We start from the raw sequence: 24122 nt of genomic DNA, 5'->3' as shown, positions 1-24122 counted from the left end.
ATGAGACTTTAATCTTCCAGTTCTTTTACCCCTCAGCCATCCCTTGCATACGTTCCAGATTGTCCTGAACTCTTAAGGCTTTGATTACTTCTCCAATCTCCCCTTTCATGATAGCATCTAAATTATAGAGAGTGAGATTTATACGATGATCAGTACATCTACCTTGTGGAAAGTTATAGGTCCGAATTTTGGCGGAGCGGTCACCGGTCGAGACCTGGCTTTTACGTTCAGCCGCTCTTTCTTTTTGCTTCTGCTCCAGCTCGATATCATACATTTTAGCCCGAAGCATAGTGAGTGCGCGTTCTTTGTTTTGATGCTGAGAACGTTCTTCCTGGCACTCAACAACGATCCCGGTTGGCTCATGGGTAATTCGAATTGCTGAATCGGTTTTATTTACGTGCTGACCTCCTGCTCCACTTGCTCGAAATGTATCAATCCGCAGATCGCTAGGATTAATGTCAATATCCACATCCTCTACTTCCGGAAGTACCGCTACGGTTGCCGCAGAAGTATGCACCCTTCCCTGACTCTCAGTAGCGGGAACGCGTTGCACACGATGCACCCCAGATTCATACTTCATGTTCCCAAAAACCTGATTTCCTTCTAATGAGAATACAATTTCTTTATAGCCCCCTTTTTCCGATTCATTGATATTCATCAGGTTTAAACTCCAGCCTTCTGAATCAGAATAGCGCCGGTACATATCGAACAGATCTCCGGCAAAAATAGCAGCTTCATCTCCCCCAGTTCCTGCACGGATTTCCACGATGGCATTCTTGGAGTCTTCGGGGTCTTTTGGTACAAGTTTAACTTTAATGTCCTCTTCTAACTGTTCAAGCTCTACAACAATCTCTTTATTCTCATCCCGTGCCATTTCAGTGATCTCAGGATCTTCGTTCAATTCAATGAGTTCTTTATTACCCTCAAGCCTGTTTTTTAAATCGGACCAGGTATCATAGTCTTGCACTAACTCTTCCAGCTCACTCCTCTCTTTGGTAAGCTTGGTATAGGTATCAGGGTCATCAAATACAGAGGAATCACTCATCGCTGTATTCACTTCCTGGAATCTGGATTTAATCTGCTTTAGCTTTTCTTCAATATTCATGCTCATGTGCTGCTTTTTTGTGCCGAGCTAAGGTAAGCAAAATGCAGAAAAAGGAATTCGGATTATCTACTACTAAAATTTAACAGCGAAACCTACATAAGGAACCCCTATACCGAGGTCGTCACTTATATCGCTGTTATTTAGAAAACCTAAATCTGTACTCAACTTTGAGCCAAAAAATCTGAATCCATATAAATGAAAGCTATTATTTCCTTCTACATCCGGGAAGAAATAGTTTTCTGTGAGTAGGGATACTCTTCGACTTATTCTTTTTGTCCCGCCGAGGGTATATATAGGACGATCTGCTATCTCTCCATCAATAAATCCCCAGCTAAGCCCGACGGAAATATTGTCGTTCGTATTGCCATAAGTTCCTACTGTATAAATGGTACCTAACCAAAAATCATCTGCATTTATCATCAAAACACCACCACTGAGCCGAAAATCTTTAGCTACTTTGCCTCCAATTTTTGGTGTGAGATAAAAAATCGGAGAAATACCAGAGCCGAACGTACTTAAGAATTCAAAGCCACCTCCTACCGAAAAGAAATCCATTAATCCCACATTCACCGAATTAAAAAGTAAGTAGGTGTTTTGGTAATAACCTTCCTTTCTATCCAAGGTAAATGCAGTAGGAGACAAAAAGTACCGGGTTGAGCTTGGGTTTGGAAACCAGTACTCCCCATCAGAGCGAATATTTAGGGAATCGATCTCCTCTATCTTTTTAATATTCTCAAAGGGAATGTCTATGCTCGGAATTGAATTGGTCGAAAATATAAGAGAAGTCTCTGTTACCTTTATCACTTTTCCTGTTAACTGGGTACCGTCGTTTAGAGTTAGTACATAATAACTTGTTGTATCAAACTCCATTTCTGAAAAAGCGTTCTGGGCATGTGCCTGTTCAACGCAGCATAGTGCAAAAAACAGACCCATTAACGCAGCAATATATTGTCCCCTTTTAATACGAGCTATTGATCTCATCTAAAAATTTTACTTAATGATTAACCCAAAAAACTTTCCTATACACGTTTACCGAAACGGTTTAGTATAAAAATGATGTCTGTGTAAAAATAAAAACTTATTTGGCTTCAAAAACTTTTTAAAACCCCTTTAAGCTAACTTGAGGTTTAAGAGTTAGGATTCCCATTATTCTAACAATCCTATTTCTTATTTTCTGCTTCAATTTTGAACAAAAGATTTTATGGCTAACACTTCCCTCCCTTCATCTACAAAACTTGGTTTCCTTGGAGCAGGCCAACTGGCAAGAATGAGTGCTCTTCAGGCTTTTCGATTTGGAATCCAGGTCGCCGTTTTTTCTGACCGATCAGAAAATGAGCCTGTTCAGTTCATGACCCCATTCTCAGCTTCCGGGTCTTTCGAAAATGTGGATGAAATGGTTGAATTCGCCAAGAAGTGCGATGTAGTTACCCTGGAAAATGAGTTTATCAGTTCTGACCTCCTTAAGGAAGTCCAGGAGAGAAGCGGAACCCCAATCTTTCCTTCACCTGATAGTTTTGCACTTATTGAAAACAAACTCATTGAGAAGCAGACCTTTGAAGCAGCGGGGATTCCGGTTACCCCCTATCGCCTTGTTCAATCAGCAGAAGATTTAGAAGCCTTTGGCGATGAATATGGTTGGCCTTATTTATTAAAGTCTTCGAAAGGCGGCTATGATGGGTACGGCAATGAAACTGTCAGAGATTTAGAAGGAGCCAAAGCTGGCTTTGAAAAACTTGGGGGAATTAAGGGACATGATATTGTAGCAGAAGCTTTTGTTCCTTTTACTAAAGAACTGGCCGTCCAGGTAGCCCGAAATGAAACCGGTACAGTTGTCTATCCTTGTTGTGAAACCGTCCAGGAAAATCATATTTGTGTAGCCGTTCTCTCACCTGCTCCCATCGATACAAAATATCAGGAAAGGGCACAGGAATTAGCTGTAAAGGCTATTGAAGCTATTGATGGAAAAGGCATCTTTGCGTTCGAATTCTTTTTGACCGAACAAGGTGATGTACTATTGAACGAATCTGCTCCACGCCCTCATAATTCCGGGCATTATACCATCGAAGGATGTGTAGCCTCTCAATTTGAAAACCATGTACGATCTGTATTGGGACTTCCCTTAGGCTCAACAAAGATGAATAAACCTGCAGCAGCTATGATTAATCTGCTGGGAACTCATAACCGACTTGCTGAAGCGGATCATATTTCTGATGGACTAGCCCATGAAGATGGACATTATCATGTATATGGTAAGGTTCAAAGCAAAGTAGGTCGAAAAATGGCTCATTATACCTTATTGGGAGATGACCTTGAGGCTACCTATCAAAAAGCGAAGGAGCTTACCAGTAATTTCGAAATCTGATCGGACACTGGTTCAATACTTGTATAAAAGCGGTAAGCTTTAGGTAATCATTACCCTACTTTTTCTAAAAATGTTGTAGTATCCTTTTGGTTGTCACACCGTAAGGGGTCGACATTCAATCTATTAGAATTATGAGACGGGGTATTTTTCTTTTTTTACTGATGGGGATTACTGTGAGCATAAACGCTCAAATCACATCCGAAAACGGAAACCTGATGGGAGAGTTCATCAACTATGAGCAAAACCTCATTCCTGATGAAGATTCAGAAGGTTTCGTAGTTCCTGATAGTACCCAGCTTGAGCAATGGAAGCGGATGATGGATTTATTTGTTGCCGAATCCTATTCCCAGGCCGAAGATAGTTTATCTGCCAACTTTAGTGATTATGAAATGGTATTACTCACCGATACCTCGTTCATAGATCGACAATACTATCTGATTAGAGAGAAAACTCCGGTTACTCTTGGTTGGGGACTATATGCTTCTGATCCTAATTACCAAAGAGATGTTATTGTTGGTGTGCCACATCCCATCTATGATTCCTTTACTCCTCAGCAAGGAGTAAATATGTTCCAATATCTAGGTGGGCGTCTACTGGCTATGGCTGGTACTCACCGCTGTTCGAACGATGAAGCAAGTTTTAGCGATGGAACTACCACGGTGTGTAATGATACAGATACTTCTGAGAAGTTTAAGGTCTCTGATATGGCTCATTATGATAGTACCGCTTTTCAAATTGCTCATGAGTCTCTAAAAGAACTTTCTTCAAATGTCTACGCCATCAATTTACATGGTCATGCAAGTTCCAGCTGTGAAGATGTATTTTTATCAAATGGTCGTGAGGATGATCCTCAACCAGGCCTCCAGGCAGTTAGAGATAGTCTAATCGCTGACAACGTGGATGCCGCTATGACAGGAGACGGCTCATCATGCACACTCATCGGCTCTACTAATGTTCAAGGCCGTTTTATCAATGGATCTACTACACCTGCTACAGAAGCACCTGATAATAATACCGGGTTCTTTTTTCATGTTGAACAATCCAGGGATATTCGAAGATCGCTCGCAGGGCATATTCCCGTGATCGATGCATTTGGAGAATTAATCAGCCGATCTTTCAATACCGTCACTTTTCCCGATTATCCTTCACTTACCATTAATGAAATTCACTTCAACCCCGATGCCATCAACGGGGATGCAAATAATAATGGAAGTGTAGGTAGTGTTTCAGATGAGTTCCTCGAAATAATAAATACAGCGGATACTACGATAGCGCTGGATAAATGGATAGTAGCTGACAATACCAGTGATCGTCACGTCATTGAATCGGGTACCAATATTCTACCGGGTCAGGCTTTACTGTTATTTGGCAGAGACACCTTTGATGGAGATTTCGGGGGGGCGACTGTTCAAGCTGCTTCAACCGAAACATTGAGCCTCAATAATACCGGAGATAAGATTTCTATTAAAACACCTGCTAATGATGTAATTACTTTTGTGGAATATCCTGGAACTGAGAGCGGGGTTTCCATCACATTGAATCCGGACATTACCAGTGATACCCTGGTTTCACATTCTACTGCCGACACAGATGATAATTCGTTGTTCTCTCCAGGTACTAAAATTAATGGTGACACTTTTCTACCCTTTGTTGAAATAGATGGAAACTCTGGTTGGAGAATGATGGCTAGCCCAACTTCTAATTTACCGATACAGGATTTAGTTGCTTTTAGCCCAATTCAGGGATTCGGTGATGATCATGACAAAAACTTTTATACCAATTATAATGGCAGCAGTTGGGAGGCTCCTTCATCCCTTTCCGATAGCATAAAGAATGGAGAAGGATTCATCTTCTATTTCTTTGATAATACCAATGCTGAAAGTTCTGAACTTCCTCTAAAACTTAGAGCGACAGGTAGTGTTCCCTCGTCTGATGTTACCATTGATTTACATACTTCCGGAGATAACTGGAACCTGATAGGTAACCCGTTTGATTCTGCAATTGATTTCTCTTCGATTACTATAAATGGGGGATCTTTAGCAAGTAGTGTAGGTCAGATTTATGATCCTTCAATAAGCAATTATGTTACTACTACCTCCCGTGATGATACCGTTGCCGCTTGGCAAGGCTTATTTATAGAAAACTCGTCCGCTTCCAGCATCACTATTCCAACTTCTGCTCAAACTGATGGTGGTACTTTCCTTAAAACCCGTTCCAAAGATTTATCCTATGTGGTACTAACACTTAGAAGTACCGAACTTGATTTAGCGGACGAATTAGTAATCGTTTTATCTCCTACTGCAAAAACCGACTGGGATCTTTTAGATGCCGAAGAGCTTACTTCCTTATCCATTAACTATGTTTCATTTTTTGGCATTGGAGAAAAAGAGGAAGAAGAAATCCGACAGAGCCAGTTTTCGATTCCTGTTAGCTTTGAGGAACAGATAAATATTCCACTAAAGATTGGTCAGGTAGGAACTAACTCCGATCTTATACTTTCGGTCTCAAAACTGGCAAATGTTCCTGATGAACTTGAGCTTACACTCCATAATCAATCCACCAATGAATATATAGACTTGCTTGAAGGCTCTTTTGAGCCAATAATTCTGAAAGAAGGGAATGCTACTGATTCCTATCAATTACTCCTTTCTAACTCGGCAAATACAAGTACTGAAGCAGATCCTGAGGTACCAGCTCGATTTGAAGTATACCAGAACTATCCAAATCCTTTCAATCCCAGCACTAACATATCATATTCACTCCCAGAACCATCTCCGGTACTTATTGAAGTGTTCAATACTTCAGGAGCTCTTATCCGGTCAACAGCATTTGATCAACAAGTACGAGGTAAGCAAAGCTTTTCATTTGATGGAAGTAGCTTAAGCTCTGGAATGTATATCTACAGGATTACTTCAAATTTCGGATCGAAATCCGGTAAGATGATATTGCTCAAATAGATTTTGTACCTTTATCCGAACGATAAACTAAATCATTTCAGGTAATGAGTAACCCAATAGTTGGCGTGGTAATGGGCAGCGACAGCGACTGGCCTACAATGAAACAAGCGGCTGAGATTTTGGACCAATTTGGAGTGTCTTTTGAAAAGAGAGTAGTCTCAGCACACCGCACTCCCGATGATATGGCTAACTATGGAAAAGAAGCCCGAGAAAGAGGGATTAAAGTAATTATAGCAGGTGCAGGCGGAGCAGCACATCTGCCCGGAATGTTAGCCAGCCATACAACACTTCCTGTAATTGGAGTACCTATCCAAACTTCAGCGTTAGGTGGAGTTGATAGCTTGTACTCGATTGTTCAAATGCCCAATGGAATTCCAGTTGCAACGGTAGCGATTGGTAAAGCTCAAAACGCAGGCTTATTAGCACTTCGTATTCTTTCAACAGAAGACAAGGGTATTGCCATGCAGCTTAAACAATACCATGAAGGTATGGCAAACGAGTCTCGTAAGAAGACAGAGAATTTAGTTTGATTCGAAGATTTATTAATACCCTATTTATTTTGGGGGTTATTCAGCTTGGAGCCGCTAATAGTTATGCGCAGGAAGCCGATTCTACCGCTAATCCTCTTCAAAACTTCGAATTTTTAATTGGTGGAACCTGGTCGACAGATAATACCCAACAGACTTTTGAGTGGGGAGTTGGTCAGAAGTCCGTGGTCTCCAAACTCTATTTTTCCAGAGGTGACAGCCTTCAACTAGTAGGAGAAATTACCTGGTTTTGGCATCCTGGTTTAAAACAAATCAAGGGCTTTGGAACTTCTATTGAAATGCAGATGGATTTCTTTGATTATACAACAGTGTTCGAAGGGCCTTATAAAATGGTAAACACTTTTATGGGTTACGGGGGACACATAGATGGACTACCCCAATTAGAAACACTGGAATTTGTGGACGAAAACAAATATCTCTGGACCTATTTCAACAAAAAAGGCCTTGAGTTTCATCCAGCCTACAGTATTACTTACCGTAGAAAGGATATATCTAATAAATAATTGGGTATAGTGTATAATTCCTGTAATTTACCCGCCACTTTGGATGGACTACGACTTGCAGACTAGAGAATCAATTTCGAACTATAGCTCTGAATTCTATTCTTTCCTATAACTATTAATTCAGACTTACTACAATGAATATTTATGTTGGGAATCTTAGCTATGGCGTTAAAGATGACCATTTACGCGAAGTTTTTGAAGCTTTTGGAACTGTTAGTTCTGCAAAAGTAATCACAGACAAATACTCAGGCCGTTCAAAAGGTTTTGGTTTTGTTGAGATGGATAACGATGCAGAAGGGCACGCTGCTATCGAGCAATTAGATGGCGCTGAGATTGATGGCCGACCAGTTAAAGTTAACGAAGCACGGCCAAGAGAAGACAACCGCCCGAGAAGATAATTAAGATTATCTGATACTAAATGGTATCAAAGCCTCATGCTTTTGCATGGGGCTTTTTTTATGCTTTCAGGACGATAAGATTTATCTATTGTCTCACATAGTTTTATCACCTACTTTAATATTGTTCAACATTAAACTATTATTAAATTTACGAGGTGATTATTATGAAACATGTCCCAACTATCGCAAGATATCTTTTCGGCCTGATATTCTTTGTTTTTGGCCTGAACAAATTCCTTCAGTTTTTACCACAACCGGAATTATCAGAAGCTCCAATGGCTTTTTTTGGGGCATTAATGGCAACAGGATACATGTTCCCATTTATAGCAGTAGTTGAAATCTTAGCCGGAGCGTTATTATTAGCAAATCGTTTTGTTCCAGTAGCTTTAGTAGTTGTTGCACCAGTAACCCTTCACATTCTTTTGTTCCACATTTTTCTTGATAGCTCAGGTCTTGTGATGGGTATCGCTGTATTTGCTTTAAATCTTTACCTGCTTTTCGCATACAAGAAATATTATTATCCATTCCTGGTTGCATCTGCAACTCCTGATAAAGATTCTGAATAAGAGTAACTTTTCAAAAATGTATACGAAAAAGGCCGTTTATTAGCTTAAGCGGCTTTTTTTATATCAATTAAATTTCAAAGGAGTTAACTATGGTAATGACAACAACCAATCATCTTGATGGGCGAGAAATTCAAAAATATCTTGGTGTTGTTACAGGAGAAGCAATCCTGGGGGCAAACATATTTAAAGACATTTTTGCTGGTATTCGGGATATCGTTGGGGGCCGCTCAGCTTCATACGAGCGTGAACTACAGGAAGCACGGAGGATAGCTTTCGCCGAGCTGGAAGAAAAAGCTGCTCGTGTTGGAGCAAATGCTATTATTGGTATCGACATTGATTACGAAACTATAGGTGCTAATGGAAGCATGCTTATGGTTTCAGTTAGCGGTACCGCCGTTTCAATGTCTTAAGCAAAAAAATACCCCGCCACGTTTTACACGTGGCGGGGTTACTCCTACCCTCTTCTGTCTCTGTGTCCTCTCTCGAACTCTATCTCTTCTCTCATAATATCCCTGAATTCGTACATCAATCTTCTGTGCTTTTTCTTATTTACAAGGGCTCTCCTTCTCCCTGTTAAGTAGGTCTCCTCAAATCGGTTTTTGATCCAGATTTGATCCTCAAGTCGATCCATCAATAGCCTTACTTCATAATTCTGATAACGTCCTCGATTTTTTGACTGGATACCACCTCTTCGGGTTCTGTACTCTGAATAGTTTCTTTTTGAATAGTTGTTCCAACTTCTATCCAACCTGTCCAGTTCTCTCCTGGTTTGACGAATCTCTCTTTGCATGTCATTAAGGATACGATCCTTAACCTTCTTCGCCTGCCAGTTGTCTTCAACCATTAAAGCGTATGAAAATCGATCCAGTTTGTTTTCGAAATTTCTCAACTCACGAATATCCTCATTTACTTCGTAGCTATAATCTATTTGGTTTACTCTTCGAACAGTATTTTGCTGAGCATTAATCTCTATGGTTCCTATGCCTATAAAAATGATTGTTACTAATAGCTGTTTCATAGTTCCTCCTGATTTTGTGAACTCGTTGATAAGTTAACGGCTAAATACCCACCAACTTTCTCACATCTTTGTGTTAGCATCTTCGTGTGAGCATATTTCATGTTCATCTGAATTTTTTGAACATTGGTTGTAACGTTTCAACCCAGGTCTGCATCAAAGAAGAAAAGAACCTTTACTTGCTTCCGGAAAAAGAAGAAATAGCACTGATTAACAGAGCACTCTCTGGCGATCAAAAAGCTTATGAAAAGCTTTATGAGAGCTATGTAGAAATCCTGTTCCGATTTTTGGCTCAGTTTTCTGATCAACGGGAACAAGTAAAAGACTGGACTCAAGTTGCGTTTGTGAAAGCATTCGACAATCTAGATTCATTCAAGTTCAATTCGAGATTCAAGACCTGGTTATTCTCAATTGGCTTAAATGTGATGAGATCAGAAATGAGATCGAAAATAACGTTCACAGACCTGGAAGAGGCTAATCTCGATAAACAGGAACCAGAACATTCTACTTCTCATGACTGGTCACTACTTCGAAAAGCTATTAGAAAACTATCTCCTGAAAAACGAATGATTCTGCTTCTCCATGAAGTGGAAGGATATTCACACAATGAAATCGGTTCGATGCTAAACATCAAGGAAGGTACCTCCAGGGTGATCTTACATCGCACAAAAGAAGAACTAAGAAAACAACAACTGGTATGAGCGAATCTTTCTATAATTCATCAGATTTACCAACAGAAGAAGAAAAACAGGCTGTATGGGGAGGTGTCCAATCCTCCCTTAAAAAACCTAAGCCGGCAAAGATTATCCATATCCACTGGAAAAGCTTCTGGGTTGGAAATGCAGCTGCCGTACTTCTGATTTTTGCAGCTGTTGGAATAGTATTCACAGGTAATTCACTTCAAAACCTGTCGAATGCAGAAAACAGTGATGAGCAGATTTATGAAACGCTCAACTCGGCCACAAACCAGCTTAGTGATTTGCCACCACTTCTTATTGATCAGGCTACAGAAGGTCGTAGATCATCTCTTGAGTCCACTACCCATGCTATTGAAGAGATTGACCTCTTAATAGAAGAACTAAAGACAGACATCCTTATCAATGGAGAAAGTCCTGTCAAACGAAATACCCTTAAGCGGCTCTACGCAACCAAACTAGATTTTTATAAAGATTTATTACTTAACGAGGAATTAGAATCATGAAACGAATCATCATCCCATTTATAGCTGTCCTTTTTATTTCTCTAAACCTTTCTGCACAGAATTCTAATGATAAAGGCCTGGAAAGGCTCGCCCTCCTGGCAAATATGGATTTATTCTTCCAGGATGGTACTAAAGAAGGAGAAGTAGATCTTGAAGGTATTAGTCAACTAGAAGTATTGGTTGATGCCGGAATGGAGATTACAGTTAAAGGAGATAATAGCACGAAACTAAGCTATAAATACTACTTCAAAGGGAATAAGCTGGCCTATGAACGCTATTTTGAAAATTTTGACCCTGAAGTAAAGCGGAATGGTGGCGAGGCGCGATTTGAGGTTGACTTCCCCAACATTAATATCAAAAATGAGACTTTCAGGGTTGATGAACACCGCCTGGAAATCACTCTCCCTTCGGAACTTCTCTTAAGACTTAGATCCAGGTATTCTCAAATCGAAGTCGAAAATATCCGACTTGGTCTTGAGGTTGAAAACCGAAGTGGTACTGTTAAAGCAAGAGATATCTTTCAGACCGTTCGAATCTATAACGATTATGGTTCTATCGTAGCAATGAATATTCAGGGTGAGCTTTTTATTGCAAATCGTTCGGCTAGCATTGATGTACAGGAAATTATAGGGGCCGTTCAAGTAAATGCCAATTATTCAAAAATGAATATTTCAAAGGTTGATGGAGACCTGGACATCACAAATCGAAGTGGTGCTGTGAATGCCTTCGACATAAATGGATCGCTTACCGGAGATGGCCCTTATGTTGAATATGAACTAACCAATATCGACGGGGACGTTCGCATTGATAATAAAAGCGGAAAAATCACTCTCAATTCTGCAAGATCCCTTCGGGTAGTTGGAGATTATACCCACGTAAATGCCTCAAACATAACCAGTTCAGAAGGTGCTTCAATAGAAGGAAGATCTGCTAATGTAGATCTGAAGAATATAGAAGGGAATGTGATGGTAACTGGCCAATACCTCAATATTGACTTAGAAAAAGTTAAAGGCGCCGCCTCAATCAGCAATCGATCTGGTAAACTCTACATTAATGATCTTGAAAAGGATTTAACCTTCAGAGGAGAATATGTGCCTATTTCGGCCAGGAACTTAAGAGGAGCTAATCTAAATATTGATAACAAATCAGGGAATATGGATATCGAAACTCTTGCTGTAATGGAGAATGTCTTTATTAAGTCGAACTACGGCAATGTAGAATTATTTATGAAATCCAAGTTTAATGGTCAGGTCAAAATTGAAACCAAATATGGAAAATTAGATTCCGACTTCACCATTACAGGCGAACAGATTTCAGAGTACAGTAACCGAAGAATTGTTACCGGAACCGTCGGCAACGGGAATGGAACCATGGAAATCATCACTCAAAATGCCAATGTGATAATTAAATAATCACTGGAAAACTTTAAGTATTGTCCTTTCCCAGATAATTAACCCTCCCCTATCCCCTCCCAAGAGGGGAACTCTTTGATCTAAATAAAAAATTAAAGTAAAAAGCCTCCCCTCCATTGGAGGGGATTGAGGGGTGGGTTAAATCAAATAGCATGAGAAGTATCACTCATGCCGAATGGCATCGATTGGATCCAACTGTGACGCCCTCCAGGCTGGGTAAGTGCCAAACACTACTCCCACAACCATAGCTACTGCCAGAATTATCAAAACGGTATTAAACCCAAGAGCAGCGCGAAATCCCATATCAGCGATGGAATTCACTATGGGTACAAAAATAAAGATCCCAAGAATACCAACTACCCAGCCTGCTATACAACCAACGAAGGATACAGTAACCGACTCTGCCATAAACTGAAGTACGATATCTTTCTTTTTGGCTCCGGTTGCCTTTCGGATTCCTATCTCTTTCGTTCTTTCGGTAACGGAAATGAGGAGCACATTCATAACTCCAATTCCACCTACCAATACAGAAATGCCGGTAATTGCACCCATAATCAGTTTGAATAAGAGAATGCCCTGAGAAAATTGCTCTACCCTAGCTCGGTTCGACATCAATGAAAAAGCTCCATGCCCTTCTTCAAATTCACTATCCAGCCATACTTTTAATTCTTCTTCAACTATAGGAATCTCTTCAGCTCTGGTTACTTTTAAGCTAAGTACCGGGTAATCATCAACTATATCCAGAAAAGTAGAAATTGGAACATAAGCTCTTGGAGTTCCTTCTCCCTGTTCCTTTAAAAGTCCAATAACTACGAATTGTTCTCCTTTTATACCAACCTGCTTCCCTATAATCTCTTCAGGACTTTCAAACCATTTTTCAGCAATGTACCCTCCTAGTACCAGAACTTTTTCCCCATTCAAAATATCCGTTTCGGTAATATACCGACCTGAAGCCAGGGAGTCGTTTATAAAAGAGAGTCCATTCTCCATATTTCCCTGGAAGTATATGCCATGGGTTGAGTCTCCATAGCTAATTTCTGTAGCTTCATTTGCCACAAACTCAACAATAGCACGTTTACTATATTCGCTTTGAATCCTTCGGGCTTGTTCTACCTTCAATCTTGGAGCATCCTCAATGCGAACTCTTACATTATCAACTGTTTTTGTTTGATTGGTCCGGGCTTGAAGAATGTTCAGGGAAGTAGTCTGAGCTAACTGCTCCCTTCCCGTTTGTTCAAGTCCATCACCTAAGGCTAATATTCCAACCAATGCAGCTACTCCAATGATAATGCCCAGGGTGGATAAGAAAGTGTGAAGTGGGTTAGCCCGAATATTTTGCAGGGCTATGAAAACAGATTTTATAAAATAACTCATACCGTAGATTTAGATGAAGTACAATAAGCTATTACACAATTGTTACCTACTTGCCCGGAGCGTTATTTGTTAATGGTTATTTGTGAACCATTAACAAATAACCAATAGCTCCTATATAAAGCGGAGTGAGCTACGCAACCAACCTAGCTAGGTTGCACTACTACTTAATCTTAATGAGATGAATCTCTTCTTCTTTGGTAACTACGAATTGTGCATCATCCCACGAAGCAGGTCCAAATCTGCCGCGCGCATTGTTAGAGAAGCCATAACTCTCTTTTGGGATTCCAAGAAAGTTAGTATCCAGTTTCCCATTCTCATTCTTATCGTGATACACTGCTATAGCATATTCTCCGAAAGGTAGCCCGTCAACTTCCCACTCTACTAGCGTACTGTCTACTGTAATTACAACAGCATGAATCGGATCTTTTGTGTAGGAATCTTTTGAATTGAACATTGCAATTCGAATCTCTCCTTCCGCTTTTTTTAACCCTTCAATTTGAAGCTTAAAAACAGATGAGTTTGAATATTCAGGGAGTTCCTGTGCAATAGCGCTCATACTTAATGAGACAACCAAAACTAAAAATACTGCTATATGTTTGACCATTGTTCGACTAGTGTTTACAAATACCGCTTTCTACTTACTCTTGTGAGTTATGTTTCTGAGCGACAGGCTCTTAACCAAGAAAATATCGGAATAATTCTCTCTACCCTAGTTTTACTCCATTTTTTATTGATTTATCCGGAGTGGCTAGTATTACTTTCCCTTCTTCATCATAAAAACCGGTAACCAGACATTCTGATAAGAAATGCCCGATTTGTTTCTTTGGAAAATTGATTACCGCTATCACCTGTTTTCCAATAAGCTCTTCCCGGGAATAATGATCTGTTATTTGAGCGGAAGATTTACGTGTACCTATTTCTTCTCCAAAATCTACAATGAGTTTATACGCTGGTTTGTTGGCTTCAGGAAAATCATGAGCTTCAATTATAGTACCAATCCTTAGTTCTACTTGTTCAAATTCGCTCCAGGTAATTTCTTTCATTTTTGAGGAACAATAAAAAACCCCACCTTCTTTTGAAAGTGAGGTTTTGTTCTACTTCGATAAGAAGAAAGTTTTATCCGGTAACAGTTTTCACTGTTTTGATAATTCGAGCAGCTACTTTGTATGGATCTGCATTAGAAGCTACGCGTCTATCTTCCAGATATCCGCTCCAGCCATGGGTAGCTGTATAAATAGGAATTCGAATAGAAGCTCCACGATCAGAAACGCCATAAGAGAATTGATCAATAGATTGAGTTTCGTGCTTACCGGTTAAGCGTTGCTCGTTGTGTGCACCGTATACGGCAATGTGCTCCTCAACTACATCACGGAAAGCTTCACAAACAGCTTCTATTTTTTCTTTAGAACCAGCAGTTCGGATATATTCGTTTGAGAAGTTTGCATGCATACCTGAACCATTCCAGTCAGTATCGCCAAGTGGCTTGGGATGATATTCGATGTAAACACCATACTTCTCAGAAAGTCTTTCCATGAGATAACGTGCTACCCAAATTTGATCACCAGCAGATTGCGCACCTTTTGCGAAAATTTGCCATTCCCACTGACCTGCAGCAACTTCACCGTTAGTTCCTTCTACATTTAATCCTGCATCAAGGCAAATATCCAGGTGCTCATCCTTAAATGCGCGACCAAAAGCATTTTGGCCACCAACGCCACAGTAATATGGGCCTTGTGGTTCAGGGTAACCATTAAGTGGGAAACCAAGTGGGCGTTGGGTTTCAGGGTCCATTAAGAAGTATTCCTGCTCGAAACCGAACCAGAAATCATCGTCTTCATCTTCGATAGTTGCCCGTCCGTTTGATTCGTGAGGAGTACCATCGGCATTTAATACTTCCGTCATGACTAAATAGCCATTCTTAATTTCAGGGTCAGGGAAAATTGCTACTGGTTTTAATAAACAATCTGAACTACTACCATCAGCTTGTTCAGTAGAACTTCCATCAAATGACCATTCCGGACAATCCTCCAGTTTTCCGCTAAAGTCCGATACAATTTTGGTTTTACTTCTTAGGCTTTGGGTAGGTTTATACCCGTCAAGCCATATGTATTCAAGTTTTGAGAATGCCATGTTTGAATTTGTTTGTAGGTTAGTGCAAAAAAATGACCGTAAATATAAAGCACTTTTACTAAAACACTCAATTAATTTAAACCAATATTTATCCACATATTAATTAGATAGGCTGAAAAGCGCTTTTGCTTTAATTATTTTTTAATTTCAAACGAGTCGCCCTTTTGTATACGTCTATATTAATTGCAAAAACACTAAAACTAGCTTCACATAAAAACTTCTATCCTTTTTATATTTATCCACATTCTAAATGTCTAAAAAAGAGCCTTTTGTCTTCATCAACTTTTAAAATCTGGGTAGACGCTGCCCGCCCAAAAACACTAACTGCAGCCTTTACTCCCGTGCTTGTTGGAGCAGTTTTATCCTTGCAAGATCAAGTACTTTCAGCAAGTGCTACTTTCGTTGCATTTTTGTGCGCGTTCTTAATTCAAATTGGCACCAACTTCGCAAATGATTATTTCGATTTTGTTAAAGGAGCTGATACTGAAGAGCGAATTGGTTTCGAAAGAGCTACTGCCTCCGGACTTATCTCGCCAAAAACTATGCTTAGAGCAACCATCTTAACTATGAGTTTAGCTTTTCTTTTTGGGCTTTATCTGGTTTGGGTTGGGGGATGGACAGTATTAATCATTGGAATCCTATCTCTTGTGTTTGGGATTCTCTATACAGGTGGCCCCTACCCTCTTGGATATAATGGGTTAGGCGATATTTTTGTTTTCATCTTTTTTGGAATTGTAGCGGTAATGGGCACGTATTATGTGAATGCACTTGCATGGTCCGAGGCTTCGTTTTGGGCTTCGTTAGCAGTTGGGGCACTATGTACGAATATTCTTGTAATCAACAATTTGAGAGATGTAGAACAAGACGCAAAAGCAGGAAAACGTACCCTTGGGGTTCTTTTTGGAGAAACTGCCTTAAAGTGGGAGTACCTGTTTATGCTCTTACTTGCTTTTGCCATTCCCCCGCACTTTTATTTTCAGTTGGATTATAGTGCATGGATTTTCCTTCCCTTCTTGTTGCTGCCACTAGCAGCTATGCATACTAAAAAGGTTTGGATAGAGACACATAAACCTCACCTGAATAAGGTACTGGCTCAAACTGCGCAGTTTATGGCGCTTTTCGGAATTTTATTCTCAATAGGCATTGTTCTCACTTAAATGCTGAGCTATTATTCTTATATCACTCCTTTAAAAAAGCCTTTTAAAACCTCAATGGGAAATTTCGCGTCTCGGGAAGGAATTATCATCACTTATGAAAAGGATGGATTACGAGCCTATGGAGAAGTAGCCCCGCTACCTGGCTTTTCCATTGACAATCTGATTGAAGTGAAATCAGTACTGCTATCTAATAGAAACTTAATTAATGACTTCATTGACAGTGAAAATTATGATGAATTACTAAACGAATTATCGAACTCTCATCCTTATCCCTCCCTATTATTTGGAATAGATACATTAATTCATGATCTAAAAGCAAAACAACAGAAGATCCCTTTTCAGGAATTATTATTTGGGAAAGGAACAAACCAGGTTTTATGCAATACAACCATTGGTATGCAAACTACCGAAGAGGCTCTAAATCAAGCTGAACTGAAGATCAAAGAAGGGTTTAGAACTATTAAAGTAAAAGTGGGAAAGGATTTTCAGAAAGAGAAAGAAGTACTCTATTCATTGAGGGATCATTATCCTGATATTAAATTAAGGATTGATGCCAACCAGGCATGGGAGAAAGGTGAAGCAGTTACGCTTCTTAATCAGCTTTCGTCCTTAAATATTGAGTATTGCGAGCAACCCGTTTCTGCTGAGAACATCTCTGATTTAAAGTGGGTAAGTGACAGAACGGAGATCCCAATTGCTGCTGATGAATCACTGGCTAACAAAGACAACATTATCAAGATTTTCGAGAATAAGAGCTGCGATCTGATTGTTATAAAACCAGCTTTATTTGGTTCTTTCGAAGAAATAAACGTAACAAAACAACTTGCCAATTCTCATAACATGGTAGTTGTCTTCACAACAACCCTTGACGGAGTTATTGGGAGGAAGGTCACATCGGTCTTGGCATCTGGTCTCGGCTCAACCAATTTTGCCCATGGACTAGGAACTGGTTCATTTTTTTATGAATCATATTCAAGTTCTGAGCATATTGAGAATGGAAGATATTTACTCAATGAATGTGAACCCGGATTAGGCCACCCAATTGATCTAGTTCAATTAAAAGAAGTGTGCTAATTGTTTAGGTCTCGATTACATAGTTTTGAATTTAGGAAAACAAACCCGCAACAGGTCTTTTTGACCTCTCAGCATGGAATGTATACTTATAGTGATCTTGACCGATTCACTGCCTTCTTCAAAGATATAGTAGAGAAAAAATCTGATTCCATTAAATGGCCTATCGCCTTTCTCTCCGAATCCTCTGATTTACTCATCTTCTCGATAGCCGCTTGCTGGAAACTTGGCATCCCCTTTATTCCCTTAAATCCAAAACTACCTACTGAAAAGCTCAAAGAACAGATACAGGAACTCAGTCCCACACTCATCTTTTCTGACTCGAAAAATAGAAATCGATTAATGGGCGATGATGTCATTCAAATGGATGAGAATTTCTTCCTCAATGCTTTCACCTTTGATATAAGAAATCTTAAACTACCTGATGAGACTAAGATCAAAGACCAATTAGTGTTTGGCTACTTTTTCACTTCCGGTACTTCAGGTTCTCCAAAGATTGTACCACTTAAAAGAAAGCAGATGCTTGCTGCGGCGAAATCGTCCGCAAAGAATTTTAAACCCGATCCTAACCATTTCTGGTTACTCTGCCTCCCTCTTAATCACATTGGTGGTATTTCAATCATATTACGATCGCTTATTTACGGAACAGCAATCTACCGAATGGATGTATTCCATGAAGAAATGATTAAGGAATTCCTTGGAGAGAATACCCGGTTCCAGGCAGCTTCGTTAGTTCCTACTATGCTCAAGCGGTTACTGGACGATCCTCTCTTTAAAACCCATAGAAGTTTTAAAGCCATTTTACTAGGAGGAGGCCCTGTGAATTCAGGCTTGCTCCAAAAGGCGGTAGAACGAGGAATACCTGTGGTTTCATCTTATGGGATGACAGAAACCTGTGCTCAAATTGCTGCTAACCCTACTTCTGCACCTTCCGGAGTATATATCCCAATTAAAAGTGTAGGAAAGGCTTTTCCACCCAATGAATTACAAATCAGGGATGATCGTGGGAAGGTACTTAAACGAAATCAATCGGGTACAATTTGGCTAAAAGGCCCTCAAGTATTTGACGGTTATTACTATAAAAAAGACAATAAGGACCGTTTCGATAAAGACGGATGGTTTAATACCGGCGACTATGGACACAAGAATACCTTTGACCAGGTATTTATTGAATCAAGGCGTACAGATCTAATAATCACCGGAGGGGAAAATGTGAATCCCGTTGAAGTGGAACAGGCGATTCAAAAGCTTCCATTTATCAAAGAAGCGGCAGTTGTTGGACTACCGGATGAAGAATGGGGTCAAAAAATAACAGCTGTTGTAACTCTGTCGAATGGAAAAAATCCAAGCCTCGAAGAAATGAGAGATTTACTTAAGGGAGAGCTCATCAATTTCAAATTACCGAGAGAGCTGTTCATCATCGACGAACTCCCCAAAACTCAAACTGGAAAAATTAGGAAGTCAGAACTTATCGCTTCTTTTTCTTAGGGATAGCTTACTCTTCTTTAAGCCCTACCCTTTCAGAAATAACATTCATATTCCTCACGGAAAGTGCCCATACAATTAATACAGGGTGAATAATTAAAAGCCTTACCCAGCTAACCCATTCAGGTACACAAAGTCCTGTTTCTACACAACTCCCTATTTCGAGAAAATAAATATGTGCAGGAATAAAACTGATCAGCATTAGCACTAACAGATAGCTGGCTATTTTTCGAGTTTTATTGAGTAACACACCGATTCCTAAAACGACTTCTGCAATTCCACTTATTATGTTTATGGCATCAGGAAAAGGAAGATACTCTGGTATAAGTGACAGGTAGAAATCAGGATTAATGAAATGATTAAGTCCTGCAAAAACGTAGAAAAAAGTTAACAGGAATACGTTTACTCGCTTCAAATCCATTGAATCTTTTTATGCTTATGGGAGGTTTTCAGAATGAGGAAAAAGGGAAGCCACCATATAAAGTCGTTGGTAATAAGTGTATAGAAAAATTCAAAAGGGATATTTCCATTTAAGTAGTTTACAAAAAACCCAACCGGGCCAAATATTTTACCTAAAAAACCAACCGCTACAATTGGCCAATGAGTTAAAGGATCTTTTGAAGCCCACCAATATCCCAAACCATAAACCCCAATAACCATGCCCATTCCTTGCCAAATCATAGGATGTGTTGGCAATTCCATTCCCACTAATTCGAAAAAGTGATTTGGAAACAAAACTACCCACCCCCCCCAAATAAGATTGTAGATTGCAGCGGCTCTAAGGGTAAGTGACATTTTTTTGAAGGTCATTGCTGATACAAAGAGATTACTTTAATTTTAGTGAATCTAATTTTTGTTGAATTAGTTCGGCATCAGTCAAATCTCAAGAGACCCTAGGAGGTTAAAAAGGAGTTCAGGTTTCAATGTCACGTTTTCAAAACCGAATTCTATATTAATACCATTACCTTTTTACGACAGAAGATGAATCATTAGAATCACATATAGTGCTCAATCATCCAGAGATAATCGTTTTATTTTTTAAAAATAAAACGATTATCTCAAGCCCACCCTCTCAAAAATAGTATCCACATTTCTGGTATGATGATTTAAGTCAAAGGCATCATCTATTTCTTCCTGTGATAGCTTACTGGTAATAAAAGCATCTGCTTCAACTAACGGTTTGAAAGCAATTTGATTCTCCCAGGCCTGCATTGCCAATGGTTGAACGGCATCGTAGGCTTGCTCCCGTACCTCTCCCTTTTCGATAAGTTTATTTAAGACCCTTTGAGAGAATACCAAACCATGTGTTTTCCAGATGTTGGCTTCCATATTCTCTTCAAACACCACAAGGTTTTCCATCACATTTGCAAAACGATGAAGCATATAGTCTAAAAGAATAGTCGCATCAGGAAGTATAATTCGTTCTGCCGATGAGTGAGAAATATCACGCTCATGCCAAAGTGGAATATTTTCAAAAGCCGTAACCATATAGCCCCTTAGAACCCTGGCACAACCTGATATATTTTCTGAGCTAATAGGGTTTCGCTTATGAGGCATAGATGAAGAACCTTTTTGCCCTTTTCTAAATGCTTCTTCTGCTTCTCGAACCTCACTTCGTTGCAGGTGCCGAACTTCAACAGCCATTTTTTCCAGGGTAGAGCCAATTAATGCTATGGTAGACAAATAATGCGCGTGACGATCACGTTGCAAGGTTTGTGTAGAAATTGGCGCAGGAGTAAGCCCCAGCTTCTCGCAGGTGTGCTGTTCTACTTCGGGAGGTATATTTGCAAATGTTCCTACTGATCCCGAAAGCTTACCAAACTCGACATCAAAAGCTGCTTTTTTAAACCGCTCCAGATTTCTGGACATTTCAGCATACCAGAGCGCACACTTTAATCCAAAAGTAGTAGGCTCGGCATGGATGCCATGTGTCCTGCCCATCATAACTGTATGCTTATGCTTTAAAGCCTTTTCTTTCAGCACAGCTATTATTCTCTCCAGGTCTGATAACAGTAATTCATTGGCCTGTTTAAGTCTCACTCCCCATGCCGTATCAACTACGTCGGTTGAAGTAAGCCCATAGTGTATCCATTTCTTCTCATCTCCAAGAGTTTCTGACACTGCCCTGGTAAAAGCCACCACATCATGGCGTGTTTGCTCTTCAATTTCCTTAATTCGGGCCAGATCGAAAGATGCTTGCTCATATAACTTATCTACATCTTCCATTGGGATCACTCCCAGCTTAGCCCATGCCCAACATGCCGCCAGCTCTACTTGTAACCATGCATTGAACTGGTTTTCTTCTGTCCATATATCTGACATTTCCTTTCGGGCATATCTTGAAATCATAAAAAGTGATCTTTATTAGGTGAGTGTTCGCGCGCAAAGATACGGTTTTGTTGCACACCTTTTCTCAGAAATCCCTTTTCCTTACCCCTTGCTACACACCAATTAACGAATCTTTCAAAAAAAATTTAAAAAAATAACGTAAGCGCTTTTCACCTTGTATTTTGAATGAAAAAGCGCTTCTCACGGTAATTGGTAAAGCTAATATAAAGATTACGTTAAGTTTTTTTATTTGATATTTAGCCTTGCCTAATTATGTTAGAACCGGGTATACAATTCAACTCACTCATCTTAATTAATCACTTTACCAATGAAAATTAGATACAAATTTGCACTTTGCATATTGGCTATGTTAACGGTAGATCAGGTACAAGCTCAGGACATAACTGCTGAAACTGTGCAGGACAATCTTAATTATATCTGGACTATTATCGCAGCTTGTCTGGTATTTTTTATGCAGGCTGGTTTTGCATTAGTTGAAACCGGATTCACGCGTGCCAAAAACGCAGTAAACATTATCATGAAAAACGTAATGGACGTTTCTGCGGGCGGATTGGCTTTCTTCCTGGTTGGCTTTGGTATTATGTTTGGTACCACCGCGGGAGGCTGGATCGGAACGGATGGCTTTTTGCTATCAGAAATAGGTGACTATTCTATAGAATGGTCTTACACCTTCTTTTTCTTCCAGGCTGTATTTGCTGCAACCGCTGCTACTATTGTTTCAGGAGCCGTTGCTGAACGTACTTCATTTAATGCTTATCTCATCTTTTCCATTCTGATTACGGCGTTTATCTATCCCGTTTTTGGCTCATGGGCATGGGGCAGTTTATTCAATGGAAGCGGATGGCTCGAAGGCCTTGGATTCATCGATTTTGCTGGATCTACAGTAGTACACTCTGTTGGAGGCTGGGCTGCTCTTGCAGGAGCCATTGTGGTTGGACCTCGCGTTGGAAAATACATTGATGGTAAACCTCAAGTTATTAAAGGGCATAGTTTGCCGCTAGCAGCTCTTGGGGTGTTCATCCTATGGCTAGGCTGGTTTGGGTTCAACGCTGGTTCTACCACAACCGGAGACACTTCGGTTGCCTTGATCGCCCTTAATACATTCCTCGCCGCAGGAGCTGGTGCAACTGCTGCTATGGTAACAAGCTGGATTTCGGCTGGTAAACCTGATGGTGCTATTACCTTAAATGGTGTCCTTGCCGGGTTGGTTGGTATCACAGCGGGCTGTGCTAATCTCACACCTGGTTTTGCAATTCTAGCAGGAGCCATTGCAGGGGTTATCGTTCATTACTCTATGATCTTACTTGATAAAAAGGTAGACGACGCTGTTGGTGCTGTTTCAGTACACGGGGTATGTGGTGCCTGGGGAACATTAGCAGCCGGGTTATTCGACTCTGCCGGATTTAGCTGGGGGGTAGTAGGTGTTCAGCTTATTGGTATCGCGGCTGCTTTCCTATGGACTTTCCCGGTAAGCTACCTTCTTTTTAAAGGAATCGACCTACTCTTACCACTTCGGGTCAATGGTGAACTTGAAGAAATGGGACTTGATCTTCACGAACATGATGCTGAAGCATATCCCGAATTCGAATCTAAGGTCATCGCTTAGCACGTTTAGTTCTTACTAAACACTACTCAAACACACACTTTCCTGAAAGTCAAGGGGGAACTCACTCTCCTCCTGACTACAGGAAAACTACACTCAGGGTATTAGCAAATTTTGTGTAGCCCTTCTTAATCACTCACTCAATCGAATAAAAAATGAAAACACAATCTAAAATCACATCTTTATTGATGTTGGGTATATTATTGGTATTAGCAAACATTAGCACGGTCAGTGCTCAGGAAGTTGAAGTAAGCACAGGGGTAGATCTTTATTCAACCTATGTGTTTCGTGGCGTAGCTTATTCAGGTCCTTCATGGCAGCCTGCCATTGAGCTTTCAACAGGCGACTTTGCAATTGGCGCCTGGGGCTCGCAGGGATATGACGGATTCCAGGAAATGGATCTTTATGCCGGATATGGTTTCGATTTTGGGTTATACCTCGGAGTAACCGATTACTGGTATCCGGAATCTCAATACCTTGATACCGATACTCATGCTTATGAATTAAACCTTGGTTATGAAATCGATGGCTTCTCACTTGCTGCCAACTATATTTTTGCAGGTGAAGGTTCAGTAGGTGATGATCTCTATTTTGAAGCCGGGTACTCATTAGACCAGGCTGATCTATTTGTTGGTGCTGGTGACGGATGGCACTCTACTGACGGAGAATTTGCCCTTGTTAATATAGGTATTGGAACCAGTAAAGAAATTGCTATTACCGATTCATTTTCAGTACCAGTTAGTGGCGCAATTATCCTGAATCCCGACTCAGAGCAACTTTACATTCTGGTCGGATTCTCATTCTAAGACTTTTGGTCGTTAGTTAGGTTTATCTTTTAACTGGAAAACCACAGGGAGAGCCCCGCAAGGCTCTCTCTTTTTTATTT

The 24122-nt window shown here is 40.2% G+C and carries 25 protein-coding genes; 15 read left to right on the top strand and 10 right to left on the bottom strand.

The window, feature by feature from the left end; all coding sequences use genetic code 11:
* Positions 1 to 25 precede the first annotated feature (25 nt).
* Both ED557_14000 and ED557_13995 read right to left on the bottom strand, forming a co-directional pair.
* Positions 26 to 1105: a peptide chain release factor 1 gene (locus ED557_14000; protein ID RNC79632.1), complete on the bottom strand. Its 1080-nt coding sequence runs from the start codon at positions 1103 to 1105 to the stop codon at positions 26 to 28.
* Between the two features lie 72 nt (positions 1106 to 1177).
* Entirely contained in the window at positions 1178 to 2086 is a 909-nt protein-coding gene (locus tag ED557_13995; GenBank protein ID RNC79631.1) for a hypothetical protein, read from the bottom strand.
* 220 nt (positions 2087 to 2306) lie between these two features.
* On the opposite strand from ED557_13995, the gene ED557_13990 reads away from it, so the two are divergent.
* The 7 genes from ED557_13990 to ED557_13960 all read left to right on the top strand — a co-directional run bounded on the left by ED557_13990 (position 2307) and on the right by ED557_13960 (position 8849).
* Complete coding sequence (locus ED557_13990; GenBank protein ID RNC79630.1) at positions 2307 to 3467, top strand: 5-(carboxyamino)imidazole ribonucleotide synthase; 1161 nt, start codon at positions 2307 to 2309, stop codon at positions 3465 to 3467.
* Between the two features lie 131 nt (positions 3468 to 3598).
* On the top strand, positions 3599 to 6424 hold the full coding sequence (locus ED557_13985) for a T9SS C-terminal target domain-containing protein (GenBank protein ID RNC79629.1): 2826 nt from the start codon (positions 3599 to 3601) through the stop codon (positions 6422 to 6424).
* Between the two features lie 44 nt (positions 6425 to 6468).
* Positions 6469 to 6954, top strand: coding sequence for a 5-(carboxyamino)imidazole ribonucleotide mutase (purE, locus tag ED557_13980; GenBank protein RNC79628.1), 486 nt, complete (start codon positions 6469 to 6471; stop codon positions 6952 to 6954).
* Positions 6951 to 7475: a hypothetical protein gene (locus ED557_13975; protein ID RNC79627.1), complete on the top strand. Its 525-nt coding sequence runs from the start codon at positions 6951 to 6953 to the stop codon at positions 7473 to 7475. Before purE ends, ED557_13975 begins: the two co-directional genes overlap by 4 nt.
* Positions 7476 to 7609: 134 nt before the next feature.
* A complete protein-coding gene (locus ED557_13970) occupies positions 7610 to 7873 on the top strand; it encodes an RNA-binding protein (GenBank protein RNC79626.1) in 264 nt (87 codons plus the stop codon).
* Positions 7874 to 8037: 164 nt separating this feature from the next.
* On the top strand, positions 8038 to 8439 hold the full coding sequence (locus ED557_13965; GenBank protein ID RNC79625.1) for a DoxX family membrane protein: 402 nt from the start codon (positions 8038 to 8040) through the stop codon (positions 8437 to 8439).
* An 89-nt stretch (positions 8440 to 8528) separates the two neighbouring features.
* Complete coding sequence (locus tag ED557_13960; protein RNC79624.1) at positions 8529 to 8849, top strand: hypothetical protein; 321 nt, start codon at positions 8529 to 8531, stop codon at positions 8847 to 8849.
* Positions 8850 to 8893: 44 nt separating this feature from the next.
* Here ED557_13960 and ED557_13955 read toward each other — a convergent pair whose 3' ends face one another.
* Complete coding sequence (locus ED557_13955; protein ID RNC79623.1) at positions 8894 to 9457, bottom strand: hypothetical protein; 564 nt, start codon at positions 9455 to 9457, stop codon at positions 8894 to 8896.
* Between the two features lie 86 nt (positions 9458 to 9543).
* On the opposite strand from ED557_13955, the gene ED557_13950 reads away from it, so the two are divergent.
* The 3 genes from ED557_13950 to ED557_13940 are packed head-to-tail and all read left to right on the top strand — an operon-like array spanning position 9544 to position 12067.
* Positions 9544 to 10155, top strand: coding sequence for a sigma-70 family RNA polymerase sigma factor (locus ED557_13950; GenBank protein ID RNC79622.1), 612 nt, complete (start codon positions 9544 to 9546; stop codon positions 10153 to 10155).
* On the top strand, positions 10152 to 10655 hold the full coding sequence (locus tag ED557_13945) for a hypothetical protein (protein RNC79621.1): 504 nt from the start codon (positions 10152 to 10154) through the stop codon (positions 10653 to 10655). Before ED557_13950 ends, ED557_13945 begins: the two co-directional genes overlap by 4 nt.
* Positions 10652 to 12067 (top strand): hypothetical protein, encoded by a 1416-nt coding sequence (locus tag ED557_13940; protein RNC79620.1) that lies wholly within the window; start codon positions 10652 to 10654, stop codon positions 12065 to 12067. The genes ED557_13945 and ED557_13940 overlap by 4 nt, the downstream gene beginning before the upstream one ends.
* 162 nt (positions 12068 to 12229) lie before the next feature.
* Here the strand turns inward: ED557_13940 and ED557_13935 are convergent, their stop codons facing one another.
* From ED557_13935 to ED557_13920, 4 genes are all read right to left on the bottom strand, one after another.
* On the bottom strand, positions 12230 to 13441 hold the full coding sequence (locus ED557_13935) for an ABC transporter permease (protein ID RNC79619.1): 1212 nt from the start codon (positions 13439 to 13441) through the stop codon (positions 12230 to 12232).
* A gap of 160 nt (positions 13442 to 13601) precedes the next feature.
* Positions 13602 to 14045, bottom strand: a complete 444-nt coding sequence (locus tag ED557_13930; GenBank protein RNC79618.1) for a DUF2141 domain-containing protein — start codon at positions 14043 to 14045, stop codon at positions 13602 to 13604.
* 100 nt (positions 14046 to 14145) lie between these two features.
* On the bottom strand, positions 14146 to 14484 hold the full coding sequence (locus ED557_13925; GenBank protein RNC79617.1) for a tRNA-binding protein: 339 nt from the start codon (positions 14482 to 14484) through the stop codon (positions 14146 to 14148).
* Between the two features lie 73 nt (positions 14485 to 14557).
* A complete protein-coding gene (locus ED557_13920) occupies positions 14558 to 15571 on the bottom strand; it encodes a glutamine synthetase (GenBank protein ID RNC79616.1) in 1014 nt (337 codons plus the stop codon).
* Between the two features lie 269 nt (positions 15572 to 15840).
* Here ED557_13920 and ED557_13915 point away from each other — a divergent pair, with 269 nt between their 5' ends.
* From ED557_13915 to menE, 3 genes are read left to right on the top strand one after another with little or no spacing between them, the layout of a single operon-like run.
* Positions 15841 to 16728 (top strand): 1,4-dihydroxy-2-naphthoate polyprenyltransferase, encoded by an 888-nt coding sequence (locus tag ED557_13915; GenBank protein RNC79615.1) that lies wholly within the window; start codon positions 15841 to 15843, stop codon positions 16726 to 16728.
* Positions 16729 to 17802: an o-succinylbenzoate synthase gene (gene menC, locus ED557_13910; protein RNC79614.1), complete on the top strand. Its 1074-nt coding sequence runs from the start codon at positions 16729 to 16731 to the stop codon at positions 17800 to 17802. It abuts the gene before it with no gap.
* Positions 17803 to 19287: an o-succinylbenzoate--CoA ligase gene (gene menE / locus ED557_13905; protein ID RNC79613.1), complete on the top strand. Its 1485-nt coding sequence runs from the start codon at positions 17803 to 17805 to the stop codon at positions 19285 to 19287.
* Positions 19288 to 19294: 7 nt separating this feature from the next.
* On the opposite strand, the gene ED557_13900 is transcribed toward menE, so the two are convergent.
* The 3 genes from ED557_13900 to purB form a co-directional block, all read right to left on the bottom strand.
* Complete coding sequence (locus tag ED557_13900; protein RNC79749.1) at positions 19295 to 19699, bottom strand: hypothetical protein; 405 nt, start codon at positions 19697 to 19699, stop codon at positions 19295 to 19297.
* Entirely contained in the window at positions 19696 to 20079 is a 384-nt protein-coding gene (locus tag ED557_13895) for an alkyl hydroperoxide reductase (protein ID RNC79612.1), read from the bottom strand. The genes ED557_13900 and ED557_13895 overlap by 4 nt, the downstream gene beginning before the upstream one ends.
* A gap of 258 nt (positions 20080 to 20337) precedes the next feature.
* Positions 20338 to 21633, bottom strand: coding sequence for an adenylosuccinate lyase (purB, locus tag ED557_13890; GenBank protein RNC79611.1), 1296 nt, complete (start codon positions 21631 to 21633; stop codon positions 20338 to 20340).
* Positions 21634 to 21940: 307 nt separating this feature from the next.
* On the opposite strand from purB, the gene ED557_13885 reads away from it, so the two are divergent.
* Positions 21941 to 23239, top strand: coding sequence for an ammonium transporter (locus tag ED557_13885; GenBank protein RNC79610.1), 1299 nt, complete (start codon positions 21941 to 21943; stop codon positions 23237 to 23239).
* A 152-nt stretch (positions 23240 to 23391) separates the two neighbouring features.
* Positions 23392 to 24042 carry a hypothetical protein gene (locus tag ED557_13880; GenBank protein ID RNC79609.1) on the top strand — a complete coding sequence of 217 codons (651 nt, stop codon included), beginning with the start codon at positions 23392 to 23394 and terminating at the stop codon, positions 24040 to 24042.
* Positions 24043 to 24122 lie beyond the last annotated feature (80 nt).

It is taken from the genome of Balneola sp., assembly GCA_003712055.1.
GTDB lineage: Bacteria > Bacteroidota > Rhodothermia > Balneolales > Balneolaceae > RHLJ01.
This window is presented reverse-complemented; position numbering and strand designations above follow the sequence as displayed.

Bases quoted from the DNA above. Each gene is read 5' to 3' on its own strand.
- ED557_13960 (RNC79624.1), top strand. From the start codon at position 8,529: ATGGTAATGACAACAACCAATCATCTTGATGGGCGAGAAATTCAAAAA.
- ED557_13895 (RNC79612.1), bottom strand. From the start codon at position 20,079: ATGTCACTTACCCTTAGAGCCGCTGCAATCTACAATCTTATTTGGGGG.
- menC (RNC79614.1), top strand. From the start codon at position 16,729: ATGCTGAGCTATTATTCTTATATCACTCCTTTAAAAAAGCCTTTTAAA.
- ED557_13920 (RNC79616.1), bottom strand. From the start codon at position 15,571: ATGGCATTCTCAAAACTTGAATACATATGGCTTGACGGGTATAAACCT.
- ED557_13985 (RNC79629.1), top strand. From the start codon at position 3,599: ATGAGACGGGGTATTTTTCTTTTTTTACTGATGGGGATTACTGTGAGC.
- ED557_13940 (RNC79620.1), top strand. From the start codon at position 10,652: ATGAAACGAATCATCATCCCATTTATAGCTGTCCTTTTTATTTCTCTA.
- ED557_13945 (RNC79621.1), top strand. From the start codon at position 10,152: ATGAGCGAATCTTTCTATAATTCATCAGATTTACCAACAGAAGAAGAA.
- ED557_13995 (RNC79631.1), bottom strand. From the start codon at position 2,086: ATGAGATCAATAGCTCGTATTAAAAGGGGACAATATATTGCTGCGTTA.
- ED557_13990 (RNC79630.1), top strand. From the start codon at position 2,307: ATGGCTAACACTTCCCTCCCTTCATCTACAAAACTTGGTTTCCTTGGA.
- purB (RNC79611.1), bottom strand. From the start codon at position 21,633: ATGATTTCAAGATATGCCCGAAAGGAAATGTCAGATATATGGACAGAA.
- ED557_13965 (RNC79625.1), top strand. From the start codon at position 8,038: ATGAAACATGTCCCAACTATCGCAAGATATCTTTTCGGCCTGATATTC.
- ED557_13935 (RNC79619.1), bottom strand. From the start codon at position 13,441: ATGAGTTATTTTATAAAATCTGTTTTCATAGCCCTGCAAAATATTCGG.
- ED557_13955 (RNC79623.1), bottom strand. From the start codon at position 9,457: ATGAAACAGCTATTAGTAACAATCATTTTTATAGGCATAGGAACCATA.
- ED557_13885 (RNC79610.1), top strand. From the start codon at position 21,941: ATGAAAATTAGATACAAATTTGCACTTTGCATATTGGCTATGTTAACG.
- ED557_13880 (RNC79609.1), top strand. From the start codon at position 23,392: ATGAAAACACAATCTAAAATCACATCTTTATTGATGTTGGGTATATTA.
- purE (RNC79628.1), top strand. From the start codon at position 6,469: ATGAGTAACCCAATAGTTGGCGTGGTAATGGGCAGCGACAGCGACTGG.
- ED557_13970 (RNC79626.1), top strand. From the start codon at position 7,610: ATGAATATTTATGTTGGGAATCTTAGCTATGGCGTTAAAGATGACCAT.
- ED557_13925 (RNC79617.1), bottom strand. From the start codon at position 14,484: ATGAAAGAAATTACCTGGAGCGAATTTGAACAAGTAGAACTAAGGATT.
- ED557_13930 (RNC79618.1), bottom strand. From the start codon at position 14,045: ATGGTCAAACATATAGCAGTATTTTTAGTTTTGGTTGTCTCATTAAGT.
- ED557_14000 (RNC79632.1), bottom strand. From the start codon at position 1,105: ATGAATATTGAAGAAAAGCTAAAGCAGATTAAATCCAGATTCCAGGAA.